Raw genomic sequence first — 12,472 nt, 5'->3', positions numbered from 1 at the left:
GCAAGTAAGGAGATTGAATAGATGAGCATCATGAACAAAGAGCGGCGGGGACTGCAGTCAGCAGGTTCCCTGCGGCTGCTTTTTGCCATTCTGGCCTTGCTGCTGGTTGGAGTGGCCTGTCTGACAGTTACGTTCAAGGTGAACGGCTTTGCCTGGAAGCCGCTTTTCTTTCCTGCCGCCGATTCGCAGGACGTGCTGCTTACTTATACCGTTTGGCATATTCGGATGCCCCGGCTGCTGCTGGCGTTGTCGCTCGGGGGAGCTCTGGCGATTGCGGGCTGTCTGTTGCAGGCAGTGACCCGCAATTTTCTTGCCGATCCCGAAATTATGGGGCTGAACCAGGGGGCATCATGCTTTGCTGTCATTGCGCTGATGGTCATCGGGGGCGCCAATAGCGCGGACGTCATTCTAATGGCGGCACTGTGCGGAGCAGCAGCAAGCGGCACCTTAATCTACTTCTTTTCTCGGTTCAGCGGAAGCGATCCTTCCCGGCTTATATTGGCGGGGGTAGCGATTAGTGCTTTCATGGGCGCGCTGACGACCGGTATTATTTTATTGTTCGAAACCCAGCTTACCGAAATATTATATTGGATGGCGGGCAAGCTGTCCGGGGCGGAGTGGAGAGATAATTATCTGGTGTGGCTGCTTGGTGTTCCTGTCCTCATTGTCGCATTCCTGTTGTCCAATACACTGAATGTGCTTACGCAAGGAGAAGAGATTGCCAGCGGATTGGGTGTTAATGTACGACGCATCCGGGGGATATTAGGCTTCATTATTATTATCTTAACCGGCAGCGCGGTTGCTGTTGCCGGTCCAATCGGATTTATCGGGTTAATCGTGCCCCATATGGCGAGGCGGCTGGGCGGGATCAGCTATCGCATCATGCTCCCATTATCCGCCTTGCTGGGCGCGCTGCTTCTGGCATCCGCGGATTTTGCGGCGCAGTGGCTGTTCTATCCAGCGGATATCCCTGTAGGCATCATAACCGCTATTCTCGGCGTACCCTTCTTTCTCTATTTGCTTCGCCGCCGCAGACAAGGGGGACGATCATGAGAAGGAGCAAATTTCTGATTATAATGGCAGGGCTTTCGGTGCTTCTTCTCGTTGTGGCTGTACTCAGCCTCCGTCTTGGAGCAGTAAGCACACCGGTAGCCGATATAATGGAGGAGCTGCGTTCTGGCGAATGGCTCGTGTTGAAGTACCGTCTGCCAAGGCTTCTCATCGCCATACTTGTCGGCGTTAATATGGCGGTTTCGGGCTCTATTCTGCAGGGCATTACCCGGAATCCGCTTGCCGCGCCCGATATAGTCGGCATCTCTGCCGGCGGCGGATTGTTTGCTGTAATCGTATTGCTGGTATTCCCGCATTTGGGTGCGCATGTCCTGCCCCTTGCTGCGTTTGCCGGGGCACTTCTGGCCGCGACGCTGGTCTATCTGGTTTCGTATCAGCGCGGAGGCATCCGGCCTATGAGACTGGCTCTGACGGGCGTGGCGATATCGACGGGCTTGCAGGCGCTCATCACTTTTATGATCGTCAAGTTCGCGCTTACCTCCTCTCAGGCACTCGTATGGCTGAAGGGAAGCCTGTATGCGCGCTCTTGGCAGCATGTGGAGCTCCTCTGGCCATGGACAGTGGTCGGAGTTTTATTAACGCTCATGTGTTATCGGCTCTTAAATACGCTGCAGCTGGATGAGGATACAGTGAAGGGTCTGGGCATGCGTATTCAGCTTGCGCGTATTGCCCTGCTGGCCATTGCGGTTGGTCTGGCTGCAAGCTCGGTTGCCATTGCAGGAACAATCGGATTTGTTGGTCTTGTTGTTCCGCCGCTGGCGAGGCTGCTCGTCGGGTCTGACAGCAGGTATGCCGTGCCGGTCGCTGCCATGATCGGGGCGGTGCTCGTCGCAACGGCAGATATGCTGGGGCGCATCGTGCATCCGCCGCTCGAAATACCGGCGGGTATTATAACCGCTCTGATCGGAGCGCCTTACTTCTTGTATATCCTGCTCGTTCGCAAGGGCAAATAGCCGACAACAATAGGATGACATGCAGCTTGCCGGATAGATTCAATAGCAGGCCATAACAAAGGGCAATGCCAGGTCAATAATGATCTGGCATTGCCCTTTTCTTGCGGGATTAATCGTTTCAGCAGTCATTCCATCACTGCCCGAAGGGACTCCGCCAGCTTTACGACCCCTGCCTCTATCTCTTCAACCTGCGGTCTCGCATAGGTAAGCCGAATGTAGCCGGGTTCGGCTCCGTACACGCTTCCCGGAACAAAAGCGACACCGCTCCTCAACGCTTCATCCAGAAATCGACCGTCATGGACCTGGGGGACGACCCTGCACCAGAGATGCATGCCTCCTTGCGGCACCGAAAAATGAACGAGTCCATCCATATGCCGATGCAGCGAGGCAACCAATGTATCCAGCTTAAGCTGCAATTGCCTGCGAAGCCGTTCCATATGCGGTTGAAACAGCTGCGACTCGATGAAGGAGGCGGCGATCTGCTGAGGAATGACGCTGAATCCCATATCCATTTGCCTTCTGGCGTCGGCCAAGCGCGCAATAACGGACTTGGGAGCTACAATCCAGCCGATGCGCAAGCCAGCGGCAGCGATCTTGGAGAAAGAGCCGATGTACAGTGTGTTGGATGAAGCATCCTCAGCCCTAATCGGCAAAGGATAGTTGTTGCTATAGGCCGTCAAGCTGAGAGGGTCATCCTCCACAATCGGAAGTCCCAGCTCGCTTGCCGTATCCAGAAGCTGTTTCTTCCGCTCCGCTTGAAGCACCGTGCCTGTCGGATTCTGAAAGTTGGGATTGACGAACAGCATCTTGATGCGATGACGGCTGTACAGCTCGCGGATGCTCTCAGGACGGACGCCATGCTCGTCCATCGGGAGCGGATAGATTCTCAGCCCGGCTGATTGGAACATAGACAGCGAACGGGTGAACGACGGCGTCTCGACCGCGATGGCGTCTCCGTGAGACAGCAGGCATTGCGAGATCAAGTATAGCGATTGCTGGGAGCCGCTCGTAATGAGAATGGATGATGCAGAGGTCCGAATGCCGCGGTTACGCTCCAGAAAGGCTGCAAGCGCCTCGCGAAGTGGAGGGAACCCTTGGCTCACGTCAGATCCATTGTCAGGATGATACGTGCAGGTATGCATGATCTCATTGATTTCCCGAATGGGCGACAGATCGGTGGAGAGCTTGCCGCTGGCCAAATCGATAATGGACTCGTCTTGTGCCAGTGCATCCCGAATTCGCCGCAAAAAAGGCAGGTTGGGAAGGAAGCCTCCACTCTCGGCATAGCGGTGCCACTCCGGTGTACGGCTTGCGGATTGGTTCCAGCCGGGGCTGACCAGAGTCTTGCTGCCGGGGCGGCTCTCAACGAGACCGAGGGAGCGAAGCTCGGCATAGGCAAGCACGACGGTGCTTCGATTGACGCCGAACTGTTCTGCGAGCTTTCGCTCGGAAGGAAGCGGGCTTCCTGGCGGATATTCTCCGTGTACGATCATCTCCTGCAGATGATCGGCAATTTGGCGATAAAGAGGAATTGCGCTATCACGATCGGGCTTCCACATGCTGTACACCTACTTTATATATAACTTTGGAAGGATAGATAGACGGATGAAAGCCATTTTATCGTATCACATGGCGAGGATGATCAAAAGAGAAAGTCCTTCGCTCCATTAAGGATTAGGTAGCAGCAAAACTTGTAAATCCCTATAATTCCATCGACAAAATTGGATAGGTTATATAATAACTGTCAATTATTCGACATTTCTGTAGAGCTATAGTATGATGGAATCTAGTTCTATTTAACTAGGCGATATTGATAGATTGGCTATCAGATTGTGATAGATAAATTTCAGTATTCAATAATTGTTTGAGTTAAATAATAGCGAGTGTATGAAGTAAGGAGAATGGCTTCACATGCACAGACGGAATGTATTGCTACTTATGATCTCCATTCTTCTTGCAGGGTTAACCGCGTGTGCTGCAGAACGCGATGCGGCTGACACCCCATCGAAGGAGATTCAAGTAGATCATCAGCCCGCTGAATGGAAGGAGGAAGCGCAAGCACTGCACACTTTCATTGCCGAACAGATGACGGGCGAATATGGCGTATATACGAATTGGAAGGACACCGGCCAGTCGGAGGTTGCCGCAACCGGACATGAGGCACTGAGCGAGTCGGCCGGAATGCTGCTGCGTTATTATGCCCGGACAGGGCAGAAGGAAGCCTTCGATCGGACATGGGAGCAAGCAAAGGCAACGTTTGATCTCGATACCGGCTTCAGCTACCGATACAGTCCCGTACATCAAAAGGTATATACACTTAATGCAGCCGTTGACGATCTGCGTCTTATTCGCGCGCTGTACGAAGCGGAGACGGTGTTTGGCACGGACCAATACCGGGAGGAAGCGAAGTCTTACGGTGAACGGTTTATAACTTATAATGTGCAAAGCAGCCGAATGTATGACTTTTACGATGAAGCGTATCGCGTGACCAATGATTTTGTTACGTTATGTTATCTCGATCTGGAGACGCTGCGGCTGCTGGAAATTCCGGATGAGCAGAAGGCGCGGCTAATCTCCGGAATGAACGACATTATTCAGAATGGCTATTTATCCGACACGTTTCCATTCTATGAAACCCGTTATGATTATAGCGCCGGAAGCTATTCATCAGAGGGGATCAATACGGTGGAATCGCTGCTTACGATTCTGCATCTGGCAGAGACAGGGCGTCATCAGGCGGCAAGCATCGAATTCATTAAGGAACGTGTTGCTGAAGGGAATCTGTATGGTCAGTATACAAGGGATGGTGTGCCGACGAATGATGTGCGATCTACCGCGATTTACGCCATTACGGCTATGATCGGGGCCGAGATAGACGATCAGGAGCTTTATGATGTCAGTATTCGGAGAATGCATGAGTTCAAGGTACAGGACACCAGCCATCCGTTATACGGCGCTTTCGGCGATACCGTATCCGGGCAAGCCTATTCGTTCGATAATCTAATGGCTCTGCTGGCGTACACTTATTAATAGAAAGAAGGCTGTGAAGCGATGTTCGTCCGTTCAGTCAGCCGTAATCTGGTACGGTTCGGAACACCATCTGTTGTGGCGGCATTGGGAGTATTGATCATCACGATTCTCGCGTTGTTCGTCCCGCCATTCATTGGCATGGCAGACAATGGAGACTACTTCCGTATTATATACAGCAATGGTCTGTACTTTAGTGCGCCGGATTACGATCAGCAGTATTTGGGTTATTTCGTTAAGGAATACGGTATTTTCCAATATTTTAATGAGAACAGCGCATCTCTGTTTTCATCGCAATCCCTATTTATACGCATGGCGATTATCGTCAATCAATGGTTCAATAGCAGTCTGTTGTTTGATATCCGGTTTCAGGCAGCGATCTACTTGCTTCTATATGTGGCAGCCGTCTATTTGCTGGTTGAAGCGTTGACCTGGAAGCTGCCGGCCAAGCGAGGCTATCTGATTGCGGCGCTAGCGGTCTTCTTGTTCGCGGATACAGGCTATACGGCGTACTTCAACTCTTTCTTTGGCGAAAGCATTGTGTGGATCATGACGCTGCTCGTATTAGCCTCAGGACTTCTGCTCTGGCGCAAACGATACAATGATTATGTACTGCTGGCCATCTTCGTTATCAGTGCGCTTATTCTGACGACTAGTAAACAGCAGAACGCGCCCGTTGGCTTGATTGTGGCCGTACTGGGCATTGTGCTGGTCTTTATCCGCAAGGAGAAGAAATATCGCCTTATTACCTGGACGGCGCTGATCAGCTTGTTCGTAGTCGGGGTCGGCACGTATGTGCTTATTCCGAAGGAATTCGTCAATATCAACAAATACCATGCCATGACCAGAGGCGTGCTGCTTTACTCCGAAGACCCGGAAGCTACGCTGAAGGGATTCGGTATCGACCGGCAGTATGCCGTGTTAAACGGGACGATACATTATCTTCCGTATACAACGGTCGATGTGGATTCACAACTGTTGGAAGACAACTTTTACAGCAAATATGGCTTCGGTTCCATTCTGACGCATTATATTTCCCACCCCGACCAAGCGGTCAAAATGTTAAATTTGGCAGCTCGCAACGGGTTTACGATACGCCCTCCGGCAATGGGAAACTTCGAGAAGTCAGAGGGACGTGAATTTGGCGAGCACACCACCTTCTTCTCAGGCTACAGTCTGATGAAGGATGCGCTGGCGCCGAAGACCTTCGGCTTTGTCGTCATCTGGATGGCTGTTGTCATCGGCTTCTATATGCCTACGTTCGTACATGCTGTGAGGACGCGAAATGCCCGGCAGCAGCTGCGGCTGGGGCTTGTGCTGATGTTAATGCTGATGGGCTTGTCCGGCGTGCTCGTGTCGATTATCGGGGCAGGCGATGCCGATCTTGCGAAGCATCTCTTCCACTTTACCGCTACGTTCGACCTGGTTACCTTCTTGCTGATAGCCGATTTGATCGGTAAGCGGCTGTGGGGCAAGCAGGACGAGGCGGTGGCGTAACGGATGGATAAGGAAAGGAGGTTTCGGCATGCAAGAATGGCGTAGACTGCGAGAGCTGGACATTCCGTTTTTACAGTCAGGGCTGAGTAGTTCAATCGTTGTTAAGTTTATCATGCTCATCCTATGCCTCTCGCTGGCAGTCCCCGGAGTGGTGGCTGCCGCGTCTGATGAGAAGCAGCCGGCGCATGTGCTGATTGTATATGACAGCCTGGCGCTGGGCAGCGCGAAAGAAGGCAACATTGAGGCGCTGAAACGCATGGTAGCCGCGTTCGGAGCTAGCGCCACGGTGCAGTCCTTTGATCAATATGTCCAGGGTTCTATCTCTTCATACGAGTATGTGATTGGCGTGCGGAATCGGAATGATCTGTCTGCTGGCAGTACTGGCTTCTTGCAAGATTTGTCCGCTTACCAAGGGGCCTACCTGCATATCGGAGCTAATCTGCCGGACTCCAAGCGCGCCACGCTTCAGCTTAAGGAGGAGTCGCGGGCCAAGGAGACGGTGTCGCTGTCCATCGGACAGCTTACAGAGTCTTCCATCAAGGTGGGCGACGGCCGTTTTATTGCTTCTTATGACGGGGTAGGCTACGGCACGATTACGATGGACGGTCAGCAAGGGACGCATCCGTACGGCGTTCGGAATGGATCAACCGCATATATTCCGCATTACGAGAAAGGCAATCTAAGCGAGCTGGCGCTTGGCTACCTGCTGAAGGATTGGCTGAAGTCGGAGAAGCAGACGCAATTGTATGTGCTGTTCACTGAAATCTATCCATTCTCGGATCTGAAGGCGCTTGTTCGATTGGCAGATTCGCTCTATGATGCGGGCATTCCTTTTATCGTAAGCGTGCGGCCTGTGTTCAGCAACACGGATTATCCTGCCATGAAGCGGTATCTGGAAGCCTTGAAGCATGTCCAGTCGCGCAATGGCAGCGTTGTGGTCCAGGCTCCGAATGTATCCGCAACGATCAGCCAGGATATGACGACACTGGATTTGAAGATGGCGGAATTCATCAATGTGCTGGCGGACTACGGTATTGCGCCATTAGGCGTCGGGTCGGAGATGTACTGGGTGTATGATCAGCACTACAACACAAAAGGGATGGGCGCATTCGATTCCAGCGTGTTGTTTCCTAACGAGGAGATCAAGCATATGGCGAGAGTGGATACGTCGAAGGCGTTCTCCTCGTCGCTGTATACGATCGACATGAATCGAATCGAGCAGTTGCAGCGGAAGGATCTGTATCTGGACCCGCTGCCGATGGATACGGCGCTTGTGCTGGATTTCCCGTCCGATGAAGAGGAGCTGGAAGCGACCATCGATCAGCTGATGGAGGAATGGACATCTTTTGGGGATTATAAGAATATCAGCCATGCGGTCCATACAGAGAAGCATGATATTTCTTCACGCGGCGGAATCTTGTACTTTAATGGACAAGCCGTAACGCTTAACGCGGCAGACAGGCTGATCAGCTCGGAATACGAGTACATCGCCAAGGGCGAGAAGAGCTTCGAGAAACTGTTTACTATGCAAAACAAAATCTTAATCGTACTCATTCTGCTCTCTCTATTCATCTTCGGCTGCTTCCTGATCATCGGCTACCGGATGTACAAGCGGAAGTACGTAATAAGGAGGCGCCTATGACACTTGCCGACATTCTGATGCTCATTTCGGTCATTTGCATTTGGTCGCTCTTGCTGGTCAATGTTGTGCTGATCATCGCCGGCTATCTGTATTATATCGAGCTGGAAGACAAGCCGGTCCCCGAGCTTAAGGGCGAAGCGCCATTCGTCTCTATCATGGTTCCCGCTCATAACGAGGGCAAGGTTATCGTCAAGACCGTAGAATCCTTGCTGAGCCTTGATTATCCGCATGACCGGTATGAGATTATCGTTATAAATGATAACTCGTCAGATAACAGCCGGGAGCTGCTGGCCGAGCTGCAAGCGATGCACCCGGGACGCAATCTGAAGGTCATTAATACGGATGCGGTGACAGGCGGGAAGGGCAAATCCAATGCGCTCAATATTGGTTTTGCGCAAAGTAAAGGCGAGCTGATCGCGATCTATGACGCTGACAATACGCCGGAGCGGAAGGCGTTATTGTACCTCGTCTCGGAAATTATGAACGATCAGTCGCTGGGAGCGGTAATCGGGAAGTTCAGAACGCGCAACCGCAACGCCAGCTTGCTCACGCGGTTTATTAACGTAGAGACGCTGTCATTCCAATGGATGGCGCAGGCGGGCCGGTGGAAGCTGTTCAAGCTGTGTACCATTCCCGGCACAAACTTTATTATGCGCCGCGAGATTGTCGAACGAATAGGCGGCTGGGATGTAAAGGCGATTGCCGAGGACACCGAGATCAGCTTCCGCATTTACATGATGGGCTACAAGATCAAATTCCAGCCCAAGTCCGTCACATGGGAACAAGAGCCGCAGACGGTCAAAGTATGGTTCAAGCAGCGAACTCGGTGGGCGAAGGGCAATATATACGTCATTGTGAAAAACATCCCGCTGTTGTTCGATAAGTCCGCCCGCAACATTCATTTTGATATCTTATATTTTCTTTCGATTTACTTCTTGCTTCTCACATCGCTCATTATGTCCGATACGCTGCTCATTCTGCATGCGCTTGGGTATGTGACAACCACGATTGCGAGCTTTAGCTCCTTCCTGTGGCTGCTGGCGATCATTCTATTTATTATCGGCACATATATCACCCTCGTCACGGAGAAGGGGGAGATGAGGCTGTCCAATCTGTGGATCATCATGCTTATGTACATATCGTATTGCCAGATGTGGATGGTCGTGGCGGCTTATGGTCTGTACCAATACATAAAGGACCTCATCTTCAAACGCGAGGCCAAATGGTATAAGACGGAACGTTTCTAATGCGGAGGGAAAAAGGTGAATAAACGTTTATTGCTCACAGCACTTATAGCTTTGCAGTTGTTTGTTGCCATGATTGCGCCGGCCTCAGCCGAGCAGTCCGTAACGACAGTCACAAGCGAGAATGAGAATGCAATTGCAAATGCGAATGCAACGAAGACCTATGGAAGCAATCTTGCGAATGCGTCCATGATGGGCGGCTTCGCCACTAGCCAGCAATACTTCCAGCTGGAGTCGTACTGGAATGTAGAGATGGTTGATCTTTATTTGGATTATAAGGCAACGCCATTGACACAGGACGAGTCGTCCAGCGTGACTCTGCTGATGAACGGAAAGCCGTTTCATTCGTTTCGTCCGGAAGTGAATGATCAGGAGAAGCAGCATTTGACGGTCAACGTTCCATTAGAGTTTCTGCTGGAAGGGTCCAATTTGCTGACGGTACAAGGCAATATTCAGACCGTCAAGCCAGGCTCGGAGCTTGTCTGTTGGGCCACCGATACGAAAAACAGCTGGCTGCAGCTGTTCGATAGTTCCAGAATAGCGTTGCAATACAAGACAAAGCCAATGGAAGGCACGATTCGTGATTTCAATGTCCATTTCAAAGGACTGGATACCGTGAACGATGGCAAAAATGCCATTGTCGTGCCAACAGACAGCGTTCCGGCAGAGCTGGAAGCGGCAGCCTACGCTTTATCCGGACTGGCCAAAGCGAATCCGCTTAAGCAAAATGTCGTTCCATTGCTTGAGCTTGGCGCAGACAGCGTGAAGAGCAAGAGCGCTATCGTCGTTGTTGCACTCTATGATCATCTGCCCGATGACATCAAGAAGCTCATTACGCGGGAGAGCATGCAGGGGAAAGCCCTTATTCAAGTCGTGCAGCTAGGGAATACATCGGCGCTGGTCATTACGTCCGATGATGCGGAATTGCTGGTTCGCGCAGGAAGACTGGCGGCCAATCAATCCCTGCTGCAGCAGCTGGACCGCGCTTCCAAGCTGGTTGATGCCTCCACAGAGGTAGAAACGCCGGCTGTTGAGATTAGCAAAAATGTGAAGCTGACCGAAACAGGGGATCAGCTGACAGGCGCGCGCCATCGGGAGCAGGTCTATTTTGTCTCCATGCCCGGCAACCGTTCTATTGCGGATGCCAGCAAGCTAAGCCTGGATTTCCGTTATGCCAAAAATCTCGACTTTGACCGTTCCATGGTAACGGTCTATATCAACGATACGCCAATCGGCAGCAAGAAGCTGTCCATGGAGATGGCTGATCGCGATCACATGGCGCTGCAAGTGCCGAAAAACCTGAACATTTCTGGAAATTTCTCCGTCAAAGTCGCGTTTGATCTGGAGATGACGAACCCGGGCTGTATTGAAGAGCAGGATCAGATGCCGTGGGCTTTTGTAGACAAGGAATCCATGCTCCAGCTTCATACAAAAGACCGGGCCGACTTGCTGCTCGATAATTATCCGTATCCGTTCGTTAGAGACGGCAGCTATAATCAGGTAGCAGTCGTACTGCCGAAGGACAAGGACGCTTATCTCTACCAATCGCTTGCGAATGTATTCAATCTGCTGGGCCAATTCGCCCAAACCAATACAGGGGACATTCAATTCTACAGCGATGAAGCGGGAGAGAAGGAGCTATCCGGGAAGCAGATTATTGCCATCGGCAGCTATGAGAACAATCGTGTCATCCAGTCGAATAATGAATCCTTGTATTTTCGGTTTGATTCGAACAGCAAGGGATTTCATTCCAATGAGAAAATGAGCATTGACATCGATTATGGCAAGCGGGTTGGTTCATTACAGTTGATCAACTCCCCTTATGATGACCGGAACGGGATGCTCGCCGTGACAGGCTACAGCCCGGAGTATTATGAATTGGCTTCGCAGCTGGTCTCAACGGAAGGGCTGCTGTGGAAGGTATACGGCGATGGCGTAATAACGGATAAGGATGGAGCCGTGCGGCCGTTCCGCTTCAAGGAAGCGGCAGCGCCTGAGTCGCCGTCTGTCATTAGCGATATCATGGACCGGTCCGATGTGCTGAGCTTTATGGTCATCCTGGTACTCGTGCTGCTGTTCGTTCTCGTCTCCTTGATTCTGATGATTCGGAAATATAGAAAGAAACGGGGGAATGTAGAATGAGGCGATTCCAGAGCAGCATGGTTTCGGACGCGGCGTTTATGCTGCTGTTCGCAGCTTGCTTTGTTTCGGTTGTCTTTACGGCCCGTGACCCCGATTTGTATTTGCAAAACATCATATTCTTGAACGTAGCGTTTCTGATTGCGATTATTACGTACTTTACAACGGTGACGACCGGCTTGATTCTTAACATCTTGTTTATATTCGGTTACGGCACCTTTACACTGTATCAAACCGTTATAGTCGGCGGGCTGATTGGTTCGCAAAATTACTTTTGGCTGATTATGACGCCGGTGTTTACACTGGCTACTTGGATGATCACGATGTCGAGCAAGAGACTGCAGGCCGAGAATGAGGAGCTGCTTAAAAACAATTCATCCCTTGCAACAGTCGATGCAAATACGAGTCTCAAGAACACACTGTCCTTCCAAAACGATGCGACGATCTTTATGGCGCTGTCCTTGCGTTATGAAATTCCGCTTACGCTTCTGGTCATTCAGGTGAAGTATTGGGACGAGATTAAGCGGATGATTAGCGAGGATCAGCTGACCGAGGCGATTCAGGACATGTCGAAGCTTAGCCAGACCAGCATTCGGACCAATGATGCTTTGTATATGCTGAATCGGGAGCATCCGACGTGGGGCATGCTGCTGTTCACGGATCGTCCTGGCGCGCAGATGGTCATCGATCGGTTGAAGCGTCGAGTGGATGAGTTGAATGAAATGGAATCGGAGAAATATAAAGTTTCGCTTAATTTAAAGATTGGCGCGATTCAATATGAACGCGAGTCGATTCCGACTCCGCTCGACTTCATCGCGCAAGCGAAAAAGCAGCTGGAGTATGATGTATAGCAGCGTATCTTTCCACCACAAATGAGTGAAACATGATAAAAGGAGCAG

General features: G+C 51.3%; 9 protein-coding genes. 8 read left to right on the top strand and 1 reads right to left on the bottom strand.

Annotation, left to right across the window (positions count from 1 at the left end):
* The first annotated feature begins 21 nt into the window (after positions 1-21).
* Positions 22-1,053 carry a FecCD family ABC transporter permease gene (locus ACFVSO_RS08385; protein WP_387472119.1) on the top strand — a complete coding sequence of 344 codons (1,032 nt, stop codon included), beginning with the start codon at positions 22-24 and terminating at the stop codon, positions 1,051-1,053.
* A complete protein-coding gene (locus tag ACFVSO_RS08380; RefSeq protein ID WP_387472117.1) occupies positions 1,050-2,024 on the top strand; it encodes a FecCD family ABC transporter permease in 975 nt (324 codons plus the stop codon). The genes ACFVSO_RS08385 and ACFVSO_RS08380 overlap by 4 nt, the downstream gene beginning before the upstream one ends.
* 125 nt (positions 2,025-2,149) lie before the next feature.
* Here ACFVSO_RS08380 and pdxR read toward each other — a convergent pair whose 3' ends face one another.
* Positions 2,150-3,583, bottom strand: coding sequence for a MocR-like pyridoxine biosynthesis transcription factor PdxR (pdxR, locus tag ACFVSO_RS08375; protein WP_387472115.1), 1,434 nt, complete (start codon positions 3,581-3,583; stop codon positions 2,150-2,152).
* A gap of 352 nt (positions 3,584-3,935) precedes the next feature.
* On the opposite strand from pdxR, the gene ACFVSO_RS08370 reads away from it, so the two are divergent.
* The 6 genes from ACFVSO_RS08370 to ACFVSO_RS08345 are packed head-to-tail and all read left to right on the top strand — an operon-like array spanning position 3,936 to position 12,424.
* Positions 3,936-5,054, top strand: a complete 1,119-nt coding sequence (locus ACFVSO_RS08370; protein ID WP_387472113.1) for a hypothetical protein — start codon at positions 3,936-3,938, stop codon at positions 5,052-5,054.
* 21 nt (positions 5,055-5,075) lie between these two features.
* Positions 5,076-6,548, top strand: a complete 1,473-nt coding sequence (wsfD, locus tag ACFVSO_RS08365; RefSeq protein ID WP_387472111.1) for a glycan biosynthesis hexose transferase WsfD — start codon at positions 5,076-5,078, stop codon at positions 6,546-6,548.
* A gap of 28 nt (positions 6,549-6,576) precedes the next feature.
* Positions 6,577-8,190, top strand: a complete 1,614-nt coding sequence (locus ACFVSO_RS08360; RefSeq protein ID WP_387472108.1) for a hypothetical protein — start codon at positions 6,577-6,579, stop codon at positions 8,188-8,190.
* Positions 8,187-9,437: a glycosyltransferase family 2 protein gene (locus tag ACFVSO_RS08355; protein WP_387472105.1), complete on the top strand. Its 1,251-nt coding sequence runs from the start codon at positions 8,187-8,189 to the stop codon at positions 9,435-9,437. Before ACFVSO_RS08360 ends, ACFVSO_RS08355 begins: the two co-directional genes overlap by 4 nt.
* 15 nt (positions 9,438-9,452) lie before the next feature.
* Positions 9,453-11,576 carry a cellulose biosynthesis cyclic di-GMP-binding regulatory protein BcsB gene (locus ACFVSO_RS08350; RefSeq protein WP_387472103.1) on the top strand — a complete coding sequence of 708 codons (2,124 nt, stop codon included), beginning with the start codon at positions 9,453-9,455 and terminating at the stop codon, positions 11,574-11,576.
* On the top strand, positions 11,573-12,424 hold the full coding sequence (locus ACFVSO_RS08345; RefSeq protein ID WP_387472100.1) for a diguanylate cyclase domain-containing protein: 852 nt from the start codon (positions 11,573-11,575) through the stop codon (positions 12,422-12,424). Before ACFVSO_RS08350 ends, ACFVSO_RS08345 begins: the two co-directional genes overlap by 4 nt.
* Positions 12,425-12,472: the final 48 nt, after the last annotated feature.

Source organism: Paenibacillus sp. NPDC057967 (assembly GCF_042887015.1).
Classification (GTDB): Bacteria; Bacillota; Bacilli; order Paenibacillales; family Paenibacillaceae; genus Pristimantibacillus.
This window is presented reverse-complemented; position numbering and strand designations above follow the sequence as displayed.

Bases quoted from the DNA above. Each gene is read 5' to 3' on its own strand.
- ACFVSO_RS08385 (WP_387472119.1), top strand. From the start codon at position 22: ATGAGCATCATGAACAAAGAGCGGCGGGGACTGCAGTCAGCAGGTTCC.
- ACFVSO_RS08380 (WP_387472117.1), top strand. From the start codon at position 1,050: ATGAGAAGGAGCAAATTTCTGATTATAATGGCAGGGCTTTCGGTGCTT.
- pdxR (WP_387472115.1), bottom strand. From the start codon at position 3,583: ATGTGGAAGCCCGATCGTGATAGCGCAATTCCTCTTTATCGCCAAATT.
- ACFVSO_RS08370 (WP_387472113.1), top strand. From the start codon at position 3,936: ATGCACAGACGGAATGTATTGCTACTTATGATCTCCATTCTTCTTGCA.
- wsfD (WP_387472111.1), top strand. From the start codon at position 5,076: ATGTTCGTCCGTTCAGTCAGCCGTAATCTGGTACGGTTCGGAACACCA.
- ACFVSO_RS08360 (WP_387472108.1), top strand. From the start codon at position 6,577: ATGCAAGAATGGCGTAGACTGCGAGAGCTGGACATTCCGTTTTTACAG.
- ACFVSO_RS08355 (WP_387472105.1), top strand. From the start codon at position 8,187: ATGACACTTGCCGACATTCTGATGCTCATTTCGGTCATTTGCATTTGG.
- ACFVSO_RS08345 (WP_387472100.1), top strand. From the start codon at position 11,573: ATGAGGCGATTCCAGAGCAGCATGGTTTCGGACGCGGCGTTTATGCTG.